Annotated in this window: 12 protein-coding genes, 2 pseudogenes and 1 riboswitch; of the genes and pseudogenes, 4 read left to right on the forward strand and 10 right to left on the reverse strand. The window is 30.6% G+C overall.

Annotated elements, in window-relative coordinates; translation table 11 throughout:
• Positions 1-81 precede the first annotated feature (81 nt).
• The 6 genes from purN to CLPA_RS12055 all read right to left on the reverse strand — a co-directional run bounded on the left by purN (position 82) and on the right by CLPA_RS12055 (position 8,688).
• Positions 82-699 carry a phosphoribosylglycinamide formyltransferase gene (purN, locus tag CLPA_RS12030; RefSeq protein WP_003447550.1) on the reverse strand — a complete coding sequence of 206 codons (618 nt, stop codon included), beginning with the start codon at positions 697-699 and terminating at the stop codon, positions 82-84.
• Positions 687-1,682 (reverse strand): phosphoribosylformylglycinamidine cyclo-ligase, encoded by a 996-nt coding sequence (gene purM / locus CLPA_RS12035; protein ID WP_003447549.1) that lies wholly within the window; start codon positions 1,680-1,682, stop codon positions 687-689. Before purM ends, purN begins: the two co-directional genes overlap by 13 nt.
• A gap of 20 nt (positions 1,683-1,702) precedes the next feature.
• Complete coding sequence (gene purF / locus CLPA_RS12040) at positions 1,703-3,112, reverse strand: amidophosphoribosyltransferase (RefSeq protein WP_003447548.1); 1,410 nt, start codon at positions 3,110-3,112, stop codon at positions 1,703-1,705.
• Positions 3,113-3,137: 25 nt separating this feature from the next.
• The gene (gene purC, locus CLPA_RS12045) at positions 3,138-3,848 is read right to left on the reverse strand and encodes a phosphoribosylaminoimidazolesuccinocarboxamide synthase (protein WP_003447546.1); all 711 of its coding nucleotides are present in this window, start codon (positions 3,846-3,848) and stop codon (positions 3,138-3,140) included.
• A complete protein-coding gene (purE, locus tag CLPA_RS12050) occupies positions 3,848-4,327 on the reverse strand; it encodes a 5-(carboxyamino)imidazole ribonucleotide mutase (protein ID WP_003447544.1) in 480 nt (159 codons plus the stop codon). The genes purC and purE overlap by 1 nt, the downstream gene beginning before the upstream one ends.
• 233 nt (positions 4,328-4,560) lie before the next feature.
• A riboswitch (purine riboswitch) is annotated at positions 4,561-4,661 on the reverse strand.
• 265 nt (positions 4,662-4,926) lie between these two features.
• A complete protein-coding gene (locus tag CLPA_RS12055) occupies positions 4,927-8,688 on the reverse strand; it encodes a phosphoribosylformylglycinamidine synthase (protein ID WP_003447542.1) in 3,762 nt (1,253 codons plus the stop codon).
• Between the two features lie 212 nt (positions 8,689-8,900).
• Between CLPA_RS12055 and CLPA_RS12060 the strand changes: the two genes are divergently transcribed.
• The 4 genes and pseudogenes from CLPA_RS12060 (at position 8,901) to CLPA_RS12075 (ending at position 14,323) form a co-directional block, all read left to right on the forward strand.
• Positions 8,901-9,425, forward strand: a complete 525-nt coding sequence (locus tag CLPA_RS12060) for a tryptophan transporter (RefSeq protein WP_003447540.1) — start codon at positions 8,901-8,903, stop codon at positions 9,423-9,425.
• A gap of 306 nt (positions 9,426-9,731) precedes the next feature.
• The gene (locus tag CLPA_RS12065) at positions 9,732-10,103 is read left to right on the forward strand and encodes an ArsR/SmtB family transcription factor (RefSeq protein ID WP_003447538.1); all 372 of its coding nucleotides are present in this window, start codon (positions 9,732-9,734) and stop codon (positions 10,101-10,103) included.
• Between the two features lie 174 nt (positions 10,104-10,277).
• On the forward strand, positions 10,278-12,563 hold the full coding sequence (locus CLPA_RS12070) for a heavy metal translocating P-type ATPase (RefSeq protein ID WP_003447537.1): 2,286 nt from the start codon (positions 10,278-10,280) through the stop codon (positions 12,561-12,563).
• A 131-nt stretch (positions 12,564-12,694) separates the two neighbouring features.
• A pseudogene (locus CLPA_RS12075) lies at positions 12,695-14,323 on the forward strand (IS1182 family transposase).
• 227 nt (positions 14,324-14,550) lie between these two features.
• On the opposite strand, the gene CLPA_RS12080 reads toward CLPA_RS12075, so the two are convergent.
• The 4 genes and pseudogenes from CLPA_RS12080 to mntA all read right to left on the reverse strand — a co-directional run bounded on the left by CLPA_RS12080 (position 14,551) and on the right by mntA (position 18,516).
• A complete protein-coding gene (locus tag CLPA_RS12080; protein WP_003447535.1) occupies positions 14,551-16,713 on the reverse strand; it encodes a HAMP domain-containing sensor histidine kinase in 2,163 nt (720 codons plus the stop codon).
• A pseudogene (locus CLPA_RS12085) lies at positions 16,691-17,382 on the reverse strand (response regulator transcription factor). Before CLPA_RS12085 ends, CLPA_RS12080 begins: the two are co-directional and overlap by 23 nt.
• A gap of 289 nt (positions 17,383-17,671) precedes the next feature.
• Positions 17,672-18,085: a type VII toxin-antitoxin system HepT family RNase toxin gene (gene hepT, locus CLPA_RS12090; protein ID WP_003447528.1), complete on the reverse strand. Its 414-nt coding sequence runs from the start codon at positions 18,083-18,085 to the stop codon at positions 17,672-17,674.
• 5 nt (positions 18,086-18,090) lie between these two features.
• The gene (mntA, locus tag CLPA_RS12095; protein WP_003447526.1) at positions 18,091-18,516 is read right to left on the reverse strand and encodes a type VII toxin-antitoxin system MntA family adenylyltransferase antitoxin; all 426 of its coding nucleotides are present in this window, start codon (positions 18,514-18,516) and stop codon (positions 18,091-18,093) included.
• Positions 18,517-18,698: the final 182 nt, after the last annotated feature.

The following is an 18,698-nucleotide window of genomic DNA, read 5'->3' on the forward strand; positions in this document are numbered from 1 at the left end:
TTGCCCACGCTAAACCCGTCGCACCGACGGTTATAATTTTTACCAGTTTCCGCTCTTGGAAAGAGCCCACCGCACTTAGAATTAATTATTTTCTATAATTACTTTTCTCTCATGAACTTTTACTTTACCTGTTTCTATAAGTTTAATTGCCTCTGGTAATGCTTCATGTTCTTTTTCAAGGACCCTTTTCTGAAGCTCTTCAGCAGTATCCTCTGCAAATACTGGCACTGACTTTTGTATGATAATTGGTCCTGTATCAGTCCCCTCATCTACAAAATGTACTGTACAGCCTGAAATCTTAACACCATATTCTATGGCCGCTTCATGCACATTTAAACCATACATACCTTTACCGCAAAAAGAAGGTATAAGTGAAGGATGAATGTTTATTATTCTATTTTTAAACTTCTTAAGCAAATCACCCTTTATTATAGAGAGAAAGCCTGCTGTAACAATTAAATCTACATTTCTTTCCTGTGAAATTTTCAAAATTTCATCAGATAATTTGTCTCCATATTGCTTTTTTGATAAAGCCACAGCATATATATCATTTTCTTTAGCTCTTTCTATTCCATAGGCTTTTTCATTATCGCTAATTACTATTTCAATTTTACAATCCAAATATCCTGCCTTAACCTTGTCAATTATAGATTGCAAATTTGTGCCTCCGCCTGAAATAAGCACTGCTATTTTATACATACACCATTGCCTCCTGCTTTTACATAGCCAATTTCAAAAGCTTTTTCTCCAAATTCCTTTAATTCATTTATTACTGCATCTTTATCTTCTTCTTTTACACATAATACAAAACCAATACCCATGTTAAAAGTATTATACATATCTTCCTCTTTTACTCCAAGAGACATCAAATATTTAAATATTTCTGGAAGTTCATAACTGTCTTTATTTATTACAGCTTGAAAATCCCCTTTAAACATTCTTGGAATATTTTCGTGGAAACCACCGCCAGTTATATGGGCCATACCTCTTATTTCAAACTTCTCCATAAGTTTTAATACAGGTTTTACATATATTTTTGTTGGTTCAAGAAGAACTTCTCCAACTTTTTTACCATTAAAATCTATATCCATATCCGGTACTAATTTTCTTACAAGGGAAAACCCGTTGCTGTGAACACCAGAAGATGAAATTCCTATAAGTACATCTTTATCTTGAATTTTACTTCCATCTATAATCTCATCTTTTTCAACTATACCTACAGAAAAACCAGCCAAATCATAATCTCCATCTTTATAGAATCCTGGCATTTCAGCTGTTTCTCCACCTATAAGAGCGCTTTCTGCCTGAAGACAACCTTCTGATACACCCTTTACAATTTGTGATGCGGTTTCAGATTCAAGCTTACCGCAAGCCATATAATCAAGGAAAAATAACGGTTTTGCACCATGACATAAAATATCATTGACACACATTGCAACACAATCAATACCAACTGTATCATACTTTTTCAGCTTAAATGCTATGGCAAGTTTTGTTCCAACACCATCTGTACCAGAAACAAGTACAGGATTTTTATAATTCCCTAGAGCAAACATTCCTGCAAAGCTACCTAAATTGTTTAATACATTTTTTGAGTAAGTTTTTTTAGCATAATTCTTTATTTTGCTTACAGTTTCATAGCCCTCTTCAATATTTACACCAGCGTCCTTATAAGTTACCATTAGTACACAACCTTTCAAATTTATACTTCAAATCTTTCCTTTTCTACTTCCATAGGAGCAGATACAGGATACACCGCATTTAAACATCCAAGGCAAAAATTATTTTCCTTGCCTAAAGTCTTTAAAAGAGCATCTATGCTTAAATAGCCAAGACTATCTGCACCTATAAACTCTCTTATTTCCTCTACCGTCTTATGTCCGCCTATAAGTTCTTTCCTAGAGGCTATATTTATTCCAAAATAACAAGGATACTTTATAATAGGAGAGGATACTCTAAAATGTATCTCCTTTGCTCCTGCTTTTCTGAGTATATCTACTAGTTTCTTACTTGTAGTTCCTCTTACAATGGAATCATCGATAATTACTACTCTTTTTCCTTCAATATTTACTTTTAAAGGATTTAATTTTACTGCAACCGCCTTTTCTCTAAGCTCTTGCGTAGGTGATATAAAAGTTCTCCCCACATATCTGTTCTTTATAAGACCTATACCATAAGGTATACCTGAAGCTTTGGCATACCCTGCAGCTGCTGCAAGCCCTGAATCTGGTACACCAATTACTATATCAGCTTCTACTGGAGCTTCTCTGTAGAGTTCTTCTCCTGCAAGTTCCCTTGAATTATAGACACTAATTCCATCTATAACACTATCTGGTCTTGCAAAATATATATATTCAAAAACACAAGTTTCACATTTGGTTTTTTCTGCAAAATTTATGCTTTTTATTCCCTCTTTGTCTATTATTACAATCTCTCCTGGATTTACATCTCTTACGAATTCAGCACCTACTGCATCAAGTGCACAGGTTTCAGAACACATTACATAACTATTATCATCAAATTTACCTATACAGAGAGGTCGTATACCGTTAGGATCTCTAACTCCGATTAACTTATCCTCTGTTAAGATAACAATGGCAAAAGAACCTTTAATGGCTTGAATTGCATCTGTTATAGCATTTTCTATGCCTTTTGCTGCATTTTTAGCAATTAATTTAAGTACAACTTCCGTATCTATTGAAGTTTCAAATGAAGTTCCACCATACTGCAATAACTCTCTTATAATATCTGTGTTTACAAGATTTCCATTGTGTGCAAGAGCGATCGAACCCATTTCAAAATTACTAACTATAGGCTGGGCGTTACTAGCACAGCTTCCACCTGTAGTAGAATATCTTACATGACCGATAGCTGCATTTCCAATCATCTTATCAAGACTATCATTATCAAAAACATCCGTTACAAGTCCCATACCCTTATGCACGTCAATATTACCATTATTACAAACTGCAATACCAGCACTTTCCTGTCCTCTATGCTGAAGAGCATAGAGTCCGTAATAGGTCAAATGTGATACATCTATATTCTCTTTTGAAAAAATACCAAAAACACCACATTCCTCTTTAAGTTTATCTTGTTCTAAATCTATCACAGTAAACTCCCTCTCTTAAAAAAATTTATTTTCCTGCGATTCTGTTTAATATTTCAACGTAAGCTTCCTTTACATTTCCCATATCTCTTCTGAATCTGTCTTTATCAAGTTTTTCATTAGTAGTTGCATCCCAAAGTCTGCAGGTATCTGGAGATATCTCATCTGCTAATAGTATTTCCCCGTCAGCAGTTTTACCAAACTCCAATTTGAAATCAATAAGCTTAATATTTTGTTTTAAGAAAAATTCCTTAAGTATTTCATTTACTTTATCAGTCATTGCATAAATAGTCTTTAATTCTTCAAAAGTTGAGAATCCTAGTGCAACTGCATGAGTATCATTAATTAATGGATCATCATAATCATCATTTTTATAACAAATCTCAAATACAGTAGTCTTTAATGGACTTCCTTCTTCCACACCAAGTCTCTTAGCCATACTTCCTGCTGCTACATTTCTTACTATTACCTCTAGTGGAACTATATCTACTTTTTTACAAAGCTGTTCTCTATCGTTTAGTTTTTCAATAAAGTGAGTTTTTACACCATGTTTTTCTACAAGTTCAAATAACATAGAAGTTATGCTGTTATTTAATTCTCCTTTATCTTCTATCTGTCCCTTCTTAACTCCATTGAAAGCTGTAGCATCATCTTTATAATAAACTATAACTTCATCCTCTTTATCAGTAGCATATACCTTTTTTGCTTTACCTTCATATAATAATTCTTTCTTTGTCATTATAATTCCACTCCTTCTTCATTTTCACTTATAAATTTACTTTTCATATCTTTTCTATATTGAATAAGTTTTTCTTTTAAATCTGGATATTTTAATGATAACATTTGAACTGCTAACATTCCTGCATTGTAGCTGTTATTTATTCCAACAGTAGCTACTGGAATTGATTTTGGCATTTGAACTATTGATAAAAGTGAATCCAATCCATTAAGAGCTGCATTTATAGGTACTCCTATTACTGGAAGTGTAGTATGTGAAGCAATTACTCCTGGCAGATGTGCTGCAAGTCCTGCCCCTGCAATTATACAATCAAAGTCTTCAGCTTCTAGATCTTGTATTACCTGAGATAATTTTTCAGGAACTCTATGAGCTGATAGTATGTGAACTCTGTATTCAATATCAAATTCCTTAAGAGCCTTGGCAGCACCTTTCATTTTATCTACATCTGACTTACTACCAAATATTATTGCAACTTTCATTTATAATTTCCTCCTATACTATTAAACAAATTTTATTGTTTATTTTTTACAGAATTTATTGATAAATAATGATAATTACGTACAGACTAATAAATATTTGTCAGTTTTCCAACAAAATATAACAAAAATCTTATTTAATTTTAAATATAAAATTAAAAATGCTCAAAAATGAAATTTGAGTAAATTCACTTAAGAGCCACTTTAATACAGAGAGCTAATATTTCTTAACCCTCCTGCTTTATAAATTTACCCATAGCCAAAAAGTTTAAGGCTTTTTGTAGAAACTCCCGAACCCTATTATCAGGATTATATGGATGCATATTTAATTTTACAATTATCCGCAAATAAATATTATCACTAGAGTTATAAAAAGTCAATGTGTTTATAAATCTATTGACAATAACATTCGTGTATACGACGTACATTAAATTATTTTTAAGTCTCTTTATTCGTTATAAATATTACTCAAAATAACTTTTTAATAATATTCGATTCATATATTTATATATTTATTAAAATATGCGCTTGAAATTATAAATTATATAATATTTATCTGTTAATAAAAAATCAAGCACATATTTTACATATTTATATCTTTTTTATTTAAAATATTTTACTCCAGATTCAAATATTTTTTGATCCTTATTTCCAGGTATATTTTTTGCAATATTATTTCCTATTCTCTCACTATGACCCATTTTACCAAGTATTCTTCCATCAGGGCTTGTTATACCTTCGATAGCCTGCATAGATCCATTAGGATTAAAGTCAATATCATAAGTTGGATTACCTTTAAAGTTCACATACTGAGTAGCTACCTGACCATTTTCAAACAGCTTTTTAATTACTTCTTCTTTTCCAACAAATCTTCCTTCTCCATGAGATACTGGTATAGTATAAACTTCATTGCAGTTAACCTGACTGAACCAAGGTGATAGTGTAGAAACAATCTTTGTATCTACCATTCTGGATACGTGTCTTCCTATATTGTTATAAGTAAGCGTAGGACAATCTTCATCTATATCCCTTATTTCTCCAAATGGTACAAGTCCTAACTTTATTAATGCCTGGAAGCCATTACATATACCAAGCATAAGTCCGTCTCTCTCCTTAAGAAGTTTCATTATACTCTCTGCAATTTTAGAATTTCTCAAAACTGAAGCAATAAATTTACCTGAACCATCAGGCTCATCTCCAGCACTAAAACCTCCTGGAAGCATGATCATCTGTGATTTATCAATTTCCTTTGCAATATAATCTACTGACTCTTTTATAAGTTCTGGAGTTAAATTTTTAAATACTTTAACACTAGTTTCTGCTCCTGCTTTTTCAAAGGCTCTTGCTGAATCATATTCACAATTTGTACCAGGGAATACAGGTATAAATACCCTTGGTTTTGCATATTTTATAACAGGTGCTTTTGTACTTCTCTTATCCCAAACACCATTTTCTATCTTTTCGCTGCTTACCTGAGTTTTAGTTGGGAATACTGACTCTAAAGGTTTAGTCCACTGTTCTAATAATTCCTCTATGCTGAATTCAATCTTATCATAATTGATATCAGCATTACTATTAGTTTTTCCAAGGACTATATAGTTTGCTCCATCCATAACCTTCTTTATATTTTCTTCCTTATCTATTTCAAGAATTATAGATCCATAGCAATGTTCAAATAAAAGTTCTTCGGAAACATTTTTATTGAAGGTAAAACCTATTTTATTTCCAAGACACATTTTCGTTATAGCTTCAGCAACTCCACCCTGTTTTACTGTATATGAAGAAAGTACCCTGCCTTTTTCAATAATTTTATGAATTCTCTTATAATTCTTTTTAAGTACTTCAAAATCTGGTAACTCATTTTCATCTCTTGCCGCTTTAACTAATACCACAGTATTCCCTGAATTTTTAAATTCCTGAGATACCACTTTATTGGCATTCACTACATCCACTGCAAAGGCAACTAAAGTAGGTGGTACGTCCATGTCCTTAAAAGTACCTGACATACTATCTTTTCCGCCTATAGCTGGTATACCAAACATCTTCTGAGCATGATATGCTCCAAGTAGTGCTGCTAGAGGTTTTCCCCATCTTTCTGGTGTTTTCCCAAGTCTTTCAAAGTACTCTTGAAGAGTAAGTCTTATAGTATCATATCTACCGCCGCAAGATACTACCTTTGCCACAGCCTCCACTACTGCATAAACTGCTCCATGGAAAGGGCTCCAGCTTGATAAATTAGGATTATAACCATGAGCCATAATTGTTGCTGTATTGGTTTCTCCTTTTAACACTGGTACTTTGGCTATCATAGCCTCTGTAGGAGTCATCTGATATTTACCGGCAAAAGGCAAGAACACGCTTCCTGCACCTATAGTACTATCAAATCTCTCCACAAGACCCTTTTGACTGCACACATTTAAATTCTTTAATGTGGAGAACCACTTTTTCTTTACATCTTTAATTTTTTCATCTTTTTCAAAATAATTTAAAGATTTCTTTGGTTTTTTAACATATACATCTATTTCCTGTCTTACACCATTTGTATCTAGAAAATCTCTGCTTATATCAACTACATAACTATTTCTCCATCTGAGTTTTAATCTTCTGTCCTCAGTTACTACTGCCACTTTAACTGCTTCCAGATTTTCCTCAAGTGCCAAACTAATGAACTTATCTGCATCCTTTTCCGTTACAACTACAGCCATACGTTCCTGAGATTCTGATATTGCAAGTTCAGTTCCATCTAATCCCTCATATTTTTTTGGTACTAAATTTAAATTTATATCTAAACCATCACTTAATTCTCCTATAGCCACGGAAACTCCACCAGCACCAAAATCATTACATTTCTTTATGAGCTTACTTGCTTCAGTATTTCTAAACAATCTCTGTATTTTTCTCTCTGTAGGTGCATTTCCTTTTTGAACCTCTGCACCACAAGTAAGTATAGACTTTTCATCATGTTCTTTAGAAGAACCTGTGGCACCACCACAGCCATCTCTTCCTGTTCTTCCGCCAAGAAGTACTATAATATCACCAGATTGTGGTTTCTCTCTTACTACATTCTCCTTTGGTGCTGCTCCAATAACCGCTCCTACTTCTAATCTCTTGGCTACGTAATTATCATGATATACTTCTGTTACCTGCCCTGTAGCAAGACCTATCTGATTACCGTAAGAGCTATACCCATGAGCGGCTCCTACAGTTATTTTTCTCTGTGGGAGTTTACCTTGAAGAGTATCCTCTATTTTTGTTCTAGGATCTCCACTTCCAGTTACTCTCATTGCCTGATACACATAAACTCTTCCTGAAAGAGGGTCTCTTATACAGCCACCTATACAAGTTGCTGCTCCACCAAAAGGCTCTATTTCTGTAGGATGATTATGAGTTTCATTTTTAAACATAATTAGCCATTTTTCTTTTTTTCCATCAATATCAACTTCTTTTTCTATACTGCAGGCATTGATTTCATCGGAAGTATCCAAATCCTGAAGTTTTCCCTCTGCCTTAAGCTCTCTCATGGCCATAAGAGCTACATCCATAAGACATGTAGCCTTATCTTCTCTCTTTAAATTAACTTTTGAATTTTCATATTCTTCAAAGGTCTGCTTAACAATTTTATTAAATTTACCCTTTTCAAATTCTACGTTATTTAACTTTGTGTCAAAAGTAGTATGTCTGCAATGATCTGACCAATAGGTATCAATTACTTTTATTTCTGTGTAAGTTGGATTTCTCTTTTCTGTGTTTTTAAAATATTCCTGACAAAATTTGAGATCTGCAAGGCTCATGGCAAGACCTTCACTTATTCTGAATTGTTCTAATGCTTCTTCTGACAGACTTGAAAACTCCTTCAGAATTTTTACATTTTCTGGTATTTCTGCTTCTGATTCCAAAGTATCTGGTTTTTCAAGAAGGGCTTCTCTAGAGTCCACAGGATTTATACAATAATTCTTTATATTTTTTATATCTTCTTCCTTAAGATCTCCCTCTAAAATATACAACTTAGCCGTTGCCACTTTAGAATCTTCATTTTGTGATAATATTCTAATGCATTGATCCGCGGAATCAGCTCTTTGATCATATTGACCCGGCAGGTATTCTACAGCAAAGACAATATCATTATCTTTAATCTCTATTTTTTCATTAAATACATTATCTGTTACAGGTTCAGAAAATATTATTTTTTTTGACTTTTCAAATTCCTCATCTGAAATACCACTTATGTCATATCTGTTTAAAATTCTGATACTGGATAATTGTTTAATGTTAAGATTTTCTTTAATATCCTTTAATAATTCAAGGGCTTCAACATTAAATCCCCCTCGTTTCTCTACAAATATTCTTCTAACAGTGTTATCCATATTTTAATTCTCCTTATATAGATATTTACGAACAATAAATTCGCAATAAATAATTTTATTCGTACTTAGCTATTATAATATATAAATTTTTATAAATAAACCCTTTGTCTCAAAATAATATTAGCATATTTTTATAAATAATTCTATTGACATTTATTTTTACATAAAGTAAAATTTAAAAATTAATTAAATTTTATAGGGAGTGGATTAAAATGAGTTCAAAGAACAACCTCAGAAAATTAGTCACCATAGCTCTTCTGCTAGCCATAGGAATGGTATTATATCAAATAACACCACCCTTTGTCATGGGTATGAGACCAAATTTTTTATTAGCAATGATGTTTATAGCAATTATATTAGCTGATGATTATAAGCTAACTATTTTAATTGGATTAGTATCAGGTATTTATTGTGCAATTATAAGTACTTTCCCAGGGGGACAAGTAGGTAATATAGTTGATAAACTCATTACCTGTCAGGTGGTTTTTCTTATGTTTAGAGCAATGAAAAACAGAGTACCAAAACAGATTATGGTTGCTATAATAGGATTTGTATGTACCGCAGTAAGCGGAACTGTTTTTCTCATAGTTGCCTCTATTGTAGCAGGATTACCATCTACCTTCACAGCACTTGTTCTAAGCGTAGTTGTACCCGCTACTATAATAAATACTGTAGTATCTATAATTCTATATAATGCGGTAAATGTAAGCTTAAAGTATTCTGGTACATACAGATAAGGATTTTTATTATCTAAATTTAAGAGTTATTACTTTTATTGTTTAGTTAAATCTTAAACATAATAATTTAAAAGACTATTTTATAAAGATGCTTTCTCACAATACACTCTCTTGTATTGTGAGAAAGCTTTTTTAACTATTTTAATATATTTCTAAATCAAATAAGAAATATAACAGAAAATTTATTATAATAAATTTTCTGAAAAATCATTGACTAAATTTAAAATTAGTCATATATTAAATATATAAACATATGAACATATGAGCATATGAACATACATAAATTGTAATAAAGGAAGTGATCTATTGAGTAATAAAGAAATAGAAAACATAGAAAGCTGCAACTGTAATGTAATACATGAAGATATAATTACTAAAGTTAAAAATAATATGATTGATGAAGAACTGCTCTATGATTTATCCGATTTGTACAAAGTATTTGGTGATACTACAAGAATTAAAATTCTTCACGTTCTGTCTATCTCAGAAATGTGTGTATGTGATATATCTGCACTACTGGGCATGAAACAGTCTTCAGTATCACACCAGTTAAAAACATTAAGACAGGCTAAGCTGGTTAAGTATAGAAGAAGCGGCAAAGTAGTTTACTATTCTCTTGATGATAATCATGTAGTAGAAATTTTTAACCAGGGATTAGCACATATAACAGAAAAGTAATATATTATCCTATATATCAACTTTATTCATATATTAACTTAGGATAAGGATGCATCCCTATATGAATTAATTTAATTCTAAATATACTCACTTTTATAAAGATATTTAAGATAATTTAGATAATTTAGATAAATATAATAATATCTAAATTGCTTTAAGGATGGAGGGGTTACCTTGGACGCAAAGAAGAAAGAACTTATACTGGAGGGTCTATGCTGCCCCAACTGTGCAGCTAAGATAGAAAATAAATCAAAAAATATTTCTGGTGTAGAATCAGCCAATATGGACTTCGTATCTAAAAAATTAACATTGGAAATAAAAGATGAAAATGAAATTATAAGAATATTAGATGAAACTAAGGATATTATAAAAAAACTAGAACCAGATGTTAAAATAATAGATACCAGCGCTAAAATTGATAGCACAAATATTCATGAAGAAGCTAGTGCCAACAAGAAATTTAAAATTGCAGCACTTATTGCCGGTGTAATATTATATATAATTACTTTTTTTCTTTCAGATGCTTCTACCTTGAGACTTATTGTTTCAATTGCAGCTTATCTATTAATAGGTGGAAATGTATTAATGAAATCTTTAAAGAATATACTTCGAGGAGAAGTCTTTGATGAAAATTTTCTCATGAGTATTGCAAGTATTGGAGCCTTTGCAATTAAACAATACTCAGAAGGTATAGCTGTTATGCTTTTCTATGAAATTGGTGAAACTTTTCAGGATATGGCAGTGGATAGGTCCAGAAGATCTATAACAAAACTTATGGATATAAAACCTGAATTTGCTAATGTTAAAGTTAATGACAGCTTTAAAAAAGTACACCCAGAAGAAGTATCCATAGATGACATTATTCTTATAAAACCCGGTGAAAAAGTTCCCCTAGATGGAGTTATATTAGAGGGCACTTCCATGGTGGATACCTCTGATCTTACAGGTGAATCCCTTCCAAGAGAAGTGAGCTCAGGCAGTACAATACTGGGAGGTTTTATAAATCAAAATGGAGTTCTAACTGTTAAAGTTACAAAGCCTTTTACTGAATCCGCAGTATCTAAAATATTAGATCTTGTTCAAAACGCTAGCAGTAAAAAAGCTCAAACAGAAAACTTTATAACTAAATTTGCTAAATACTATACTCCTGTAGTTACACTTTCAGCTGTATTACTTGCTATTATACCTCCTCTAATAATTCCTGATGATACTTTCTCCCAGTGGATATATAGAGCTTTAGTTTTCCTTGTAGTATCCTGTCCTTGTGCCCTTGTAATTTCCATACCACTAGGATTCTTTGGAGGTATAGGGGGAGCTTCAAAGAAAGGTATACTGGTTAAAGGCAGCAATTATCTAGAAGCTCTATACAATGTAAGAACTGTAGTATTTGATAAAACCGGAACTTTAACAAAGGGTGTATTTAAAGTTACAAAAATAAATGCCACAAATAATTTTACAGAGGATGAACTCTTAAAATATGCTGCACTGGCAGAAAACTATTCCAATCACCCTATAGCAAAATCTATTTTAAAATGTTATGAAGATAAGTACGGAAAACTTGAATCAGTACCTAATTCTCATATTGCTGCCTGCAAAGTTAAAGCAAAGTGCCAGAATATCATGCCAAATACTATTAACTTGAAAAAATTAAAAACTTCTTCTTCTGCAGGGAAAATATCAAAGAGTATATTAAATCCTTGCAAAAATACTAATATAAATACTGATACTTCAAATTACAGTGAACTGGCAGGCTATGGAATAAAAACTACTGTAAATGGTAAAAACATTCTTGCGGGAAACTTAAAATTAATGAAAAAAGAAAATATAGCCTATGAAGATTCAAATACTATAGGAACTATAATTCATATAGCAGTAGATAATCTATATGCTGGATATATTGTAATATCTGATGAAATAAAAACTGATGCTGCAAATACTATAAAGGATTTGAAAACACTTGGCATAAAGAAAACAATCATGCTTACTGGTGATGCTGCCAAAGTTGGAACAGCCATAGGCAATAAACTCAATATAGACGAGGTTTACTCTGAATTGCTCCCAAATGAAAAAGTAGATAAATTTGAAATACTCTATAGTATGAAATCACCTAAAGAAAAAATATTATATGTAGGTGACGGAGTAAATGATGCCCCTGTTCTAGCAAGAGCTGACGTTGGCGCTGCTATGGGCGGCCTTGGTTCAGATGCTGCCATTGAAGCTTCTGATGTAGTAATTATGACCGATGAACCTTCAAAGATAGTTACTGCTATAAAAATAGCAAGAAAAACTCAGTTTATTGTTTGGCAAAATATAATTTTTGCACTGGGAATAAAGGCTGTAATTCTAATTCTAGGTGCCCTGGGCTTTGCAAATATGTGGGAAGCTGTATTTGGAGATGTAGGTGTAGCCCTTATAGCCGTATTTAATTCCATGAGAGCTTTGAATGTGAAAAAGTTATAGTTTTAATTATATAAAATTAATATAAACGCAAAAGAAGGGGCTGTCGCACTAAATAATTAGTGCGACAGCTTTTTTGCATAAAAATAAATCTCCCACTCGGAAGAGTGAAAGATTTATAGTAAAATTAACATATGACAAAATACATTAATTTACACAAAAATTATACTTTAAATCATGAAAATTATCAATTAAAACTTCCACTAAATACGGAATACATGATTCCAGATAATGATTCGGTGCGTTTGCTAAGTCAGTTTGTAGAGGAGATGGATTTAACAGATTTATATTTGACTTATTCCCGATTAAGGGAAAATCAGGCTACGCCTCGTCAGATGCTGAAGATTGTACTTTATTCTTACATGAATCATATATATTCTTCTAGGCAAATGGAAACCTCCTGCAAAAGAGATGTAAATTTCATGTACCTTTTAGAGGGTTCACCAGTACCAGATCATTATACCTTTGCAAGATTTCGTAGTATTCATTTTGCTCCGTGTTCAGAAATAATAATGGCTGAAATGACAAATTTTCTTTATGAAATTGGAGAAGTACTAGGGGATACTATATTTATTGATGGTACCAAAATAGAAGCTTGTGCAAATAAATATACTTTCGTTTGGAAAAAAGCAGTATCAAAAAATTTGGATAGACTACTTTGCAAATTAGCTGAGTTTGTGTCTGAATGTGAAGAACTGTATGGAATAAAAGTTGTATATGAAGATATAGTAAAAGTAAAGCACATAAAGAAGCTACGCAAGAAACTTTACGCCTTGAAGCATGAAGAAAATATACAATTTGTACATGGACCTGGTAAAAGAAAAACTCTAATTCAACGTTCTATCGAGAAGCTTGAGTTATATCTTAATAAACTTAAAGAATATACACAGAAAATCCATACCTGCGGTAAGCGTAATAGCTATTCCAAGACAGATAAAGATGCAACTTTTATGAGGATGAAAGAAGATGCTATGAAAAATGGTCAGTTAAAACCTGCTTACAATGTGCAGCATGGAGTTGATTCTGAATATATAGTGTGGCTTACTGTAGGTGATCAACCTGCGGACACCACAACGTTGATTCCATTTTTAAAAAGCATGGAAAACTTCTTGTATTTTAGATATTTAAAAATAACTGCAGACTCAGGCTATGAGAGTGAAGAAAATTATGTTTATATTAAAGAAAATGGATAGTTATCATATATTAAGCCAACAAGTTATGAAATATCGAAAACAAGAAAATATAAAAATGATATAAGCAGAATCGAAAACATGGATTATACCGAATTGGGTGATTATTATACTTGCAAAAATAATAAGAAGCTAACAGTAAATAAAATAGTAAAAAGAAAAAGTAAGACTGGTTATATAAGCGAAAAAACAATATACACTTCTGAGGATTGCAGTAACTGTGAGCATAAGAGCAAATGCGTAAAAGGGCATAACTGTAAAACGCCATTAGAAGAAAGAGTTAAAAATCTTGAAACTTTAAAGCTATTCAATATGCTTCGCAAAGAAAATCTTGAAAGAATTGTAAGTGAAGAAGGCTGCGAGTTAAGAATGAATCGAAGTATTCAGGCAGAAGGCTCTTTTGCAGAGATAAAACAGGATATGGGATTTCGTAGATATCTAAGTAAAGGTAAAAAGAATGTTTTGGCGGAAAGTATTCTGTTAGCTATGGCACATAATATAAATAAGCTACATAATAAAATTCAGTCAGATAGAACTGGAACACATCTTTTTTCACTTAAAAAGAGTGCATAATTTTTAAATTTTAAAAACTCTGTAAATCAAAAAAAGCCTTAATATCAAAGGCTTATTAAAGTGCACCATTTTTTAATTATCGAGCTTATTGGGTGTTAAAATATTATTAAATTTTCTATGAAGCACACAAAAAACGCTGCCGCGTTAGCATATTTTTTTGTGCTAATGCGACAGCCCCTTCTTTTATTTAATAATCTTTATAATATCCATCTTTGCATAAATAATTCTTATGACTTGATTTTTTTAAATTTAACTATAACTTTAAATAGATCACCATCAATATTAATATCAATTGACCCCTGTTCCAGTTCAACTATACTTTTAGCTATAGCAAGACCAAGCCCTGATCCTTCAGTACTTCTTGAACTATCACCTCTTTTAAATCTTTCAAATATTTCCTCAGCATTAAAATCCAGCTCATAGGCGGATATATTTTTAATTGTAAATACTATGTTCTCTTCTTGTTCCTCTAAATTTATATATACCCTTGTATTGGGTTGAGAATATTTTAATGCATTGTTTATCAAATTATCAAATACTCTCCAGGTTCTCTTTCCATCTAAATTTGAATACATTTTTTCTTTCGATATATTTATTTTAAATATCAGATTTGATTCTTCAATTTTATGATTTAGCTCTCCTAAGGCTTGTTTTAACAGAGAAGTAATATCTATCCTTTCTATATTCATTTCAATATTACCGCTGGAAAGCTTTGAGGCTTCAAATAGATCCTCTATGAGCACCTTAATTCTTTGAGATTTCTTATCCAATATACTTATATAATTTATTCTCTCCTGCTCTGTTATATCCTCAACCTTCAGTAAATCCACATAATTTATTATGGAGGTTAGAGGTGTCTTTAAGTCATGGGATACATTAGTTATAAGCTCTGATTTTAGTCGTTCACTTTTAACCTGATCTTCCACAGCCTTTTTAAAACCAAGTTTCATATTATTTATATTATTTGCCAGCTTTGCCATGGTACTTTTACCTGAAATGTCAATTTCGTAGTTAAGATTACCACTTGTTATTTTATCTGTTCCATGTGCTATTTTGCAAAATTTTACAAAAGTTCTCATAACATAAATAAATATAATTAATATGTAAATAATGCAAACAATAGCTATAAAAAAGCTACTAATTTGTTGTATAAACATATAAATACATATAACTATACCTATACTTAAAATAGAAACTATTTTAAGTATACTTTTCTTATATTCTAGCAAATATTTAATTGTTAACAAAATATGATTTACTATTATACCTTTTATTTCGTGTTTCAAATTATCCTTATTTTTTATTATCATAATTATATCAATCAATATAATTGATAAAACTAAAACAAAACTTGAAAGTAATGTAAGTCTTAAAAAATGGACAATGTCTAAAGGCACATAAAAGAAATATAAATTTTCCATATAAAAAACTACTGCTAGAAACAAAATTAAAACAATAATTATTTTTAAGGTTAAAGGTATTCTTCTTGTAAATGAAAATATTTTTTTCGCTAAACTTGTATTCTGTAAAAACTTCTTATTATAAAGAAGATACACAAATAGTGCTGCAATTATTAAAATTACCGCCAATAGCATAACCTGTTCATTCATAATTCTACTTCTAACTGAATTATAGTATTCATAGTCTTTATATATATAACTATTCTTATCAATATCCTTTGGAATTATTATATAGCTATTAAGATAACTATTATTAAAGAAATTATTTTTAGTTTCTTCTAAATCATTTGGAAAGTGCATTGAGTACAAGGCATTATCTTTAATATAATTTTCGACTTCGTCATCAGACAAGGCAGGATTCATATTAGTATATACTTCATTAGCTTTAAAATTTCTAATATAATATTTAATATAAGTATTTTTCATAAGACTAATTTTTATATTTTCATAGTCATTAGTTTTCCATTTAATAATTTCATCCCGTATTTCATCATAAGTCTTTGAATTTTTATTTCTAATATCTTCTCTTTTCTTTGTCATCTCTTCATTTAGATTTTTTGCAGCATCATAATTTCCTCTATTTATAGCTTCCACTATAAGATTATAGTAATTGTTTGTAGCTTCCTGCTGAGCGTTCATTATATATCTTTCATTTAGTGATAATGCAGAATTCACCTCATTATCACTGACCTTTTCATTATCAGATTTATTATCAAAATCCTTGTAATCAAAATAAAAACTCATAAGATTTTTAGAAAAAACATCTAACTCATGAGTAAATCTATCACTGCTAAAATAGGGTTCACTTTTATAAAAACTTCTGTTTTTATACACATCTGATATTAAAAATAGTGAAAATGACAACAAATAAATTAATAGTACTAATGTGCCGCCTAACACATACTTATTATTTCTCAATTTTGTACCCAATACCCCACACCACCTTTAAATATTTTGGGTCCTTAGTGTTTATTTCTATTTTTTCTCTTATTCTTCTTATATGTACTGCCACAGTATTCTCAGCATTGTAGGAAGGCTCCTGCCAAACTCTTTCGTAAATTTGTTCAATGGAAAATACCCTGCCTCTGTTTTCCATGAGTAGCTCTAAAATTTTGTATTCAATAGGTGTAACACGCACATCTTTTCCTTCAACTTGTACAGCTTTTGAAGATTTATCTAGTACTAAACCTCTTACCACTATTTTATCTTCACTATTTTTATAATTACCAAGATTAATATATCTTCTAAGCTGAGAACGTACTCTAGCTACTAATTCCATGGGATTAAAAGGCTTAGTTATATAATCATCAGCCCCTATATTAAGTCCTAATATTTTGTCAGTATCTTCAGACTTTGCAGATAATATTATAATTGGTATGTTCTTATTTTCTCTAATTTTAAAAGTGGCTTTTATACCGTCCATTTTTGGCATCATTATATCCATTATGATAAGATGAATTTCCTCTTCTTCTAGAAGCATTAAAGCCTCTAAACCATCCTTTGCAGATATATATTTATATCTTCACTTTTCAGATAAATTTTTATGGCATCTCTTATTTCCTGATCATCATCAACTATTAGTATATTATATTTTTTCATACAGCTTCCCCTTTTCTTCTAGCAATATATTATATCATAACATCTTTAATCCCTCCTTTTCAGCCTGTAATTAGATTATAGAATATGAAATTTACAATATACTCAATAAGATTCTTACAAATTTCTTAAGAAAAGCTTTATTGAAATTTTAGATATGCAAAAAAGGAGTGTTCCCAAAACACTCCTTGAATAGCATCATAATATCTGTACTAATATTTATACTTTAATTATCTTTTAAAATTACTTCTTATATAAAAGTTTTAATTTCTGAAAAATAGATTAACTTTTATTATATGTATTCCACTACTATTTTTATAAAATCTTCTATATCATTTAAATTATTATTTATAATATCATATACTAGTGCTCTATCTAGTTTTAAATAATCATGAACTAAAATGTTTCTAAATCCTGCCATATTACAAAGATTATTTTTCAACTTTTCATCAATTATTTTATTTTCATGTAACACTAAAAATATATCTTTGTTATTCTCTGGTCTTCTATATCTCATATCTGCTATAACATGATTTGCTATATCGAGAATACATTCTATGCTTAAATGAAGAAATCTTTCTGCAGATCCATATATCAATGGATCATTAATATATGTTTTCCTATCATATTTTGTTAAAGATTTAAGTATTCTCATATATTCATTCAATTTATCTATCCTTGAAATCACAATTTCTCTTTTTACCATAAATTTTACCCTCTAAAATATTCCCCTTTTTTTATTTTTTCAATAATTACATTATCGTATATATCGGAATAATATTTAAAATCAAAGTACTCTCTTAGAGATAAGGACTCAAAATCTCCTCTTTCATCATCATCCTTAATTACTATTCCATCATGAATTATTTCATATTTTAATAGCAGTGAGGCATTGTTTAGTGAAACTATGTCTATATTCTTCTTAAAAAAAGATTTTCCTTCTTCTATAATCTCTCCTCTTATAAAAGCCTCTTCCAAATTTGTATAATTATTTTTAAAGTATACCGCTATATCTACATCACTATTTTTCGAAGCTTTTCCTGTTGCCTGTGATCCAAAAATATATGCAAATTTTATTGCGTATTTTTTATTTATATTAATGATAAAACGCTTGACTTCATCTATAATATTATTCATATATAATCACCACCAAATTTGTTGTATATACATATTGTTATCCAAAGCTTATAATTAGATTTAGTAAAAGTACTATGCTAATTACTAATCTCATCCCTACTTAGGTTTACATTTACCTAATAATACTATATCATATACATTTCTCTAATGAAATATAATAAGATTATTAATTTTCTAAATTA

Origin of the sequence: Clostridium pasteurianum DSM 525 = ATCC 6013 (genome assembly GCF_000807255.1) — a bacterium.
Lineage (GTDB): Bacteria > Bacillota > Clostridia > Clostridiales > Clostridiaceae > Clostridium_I > Clostridium_I pasteurianum.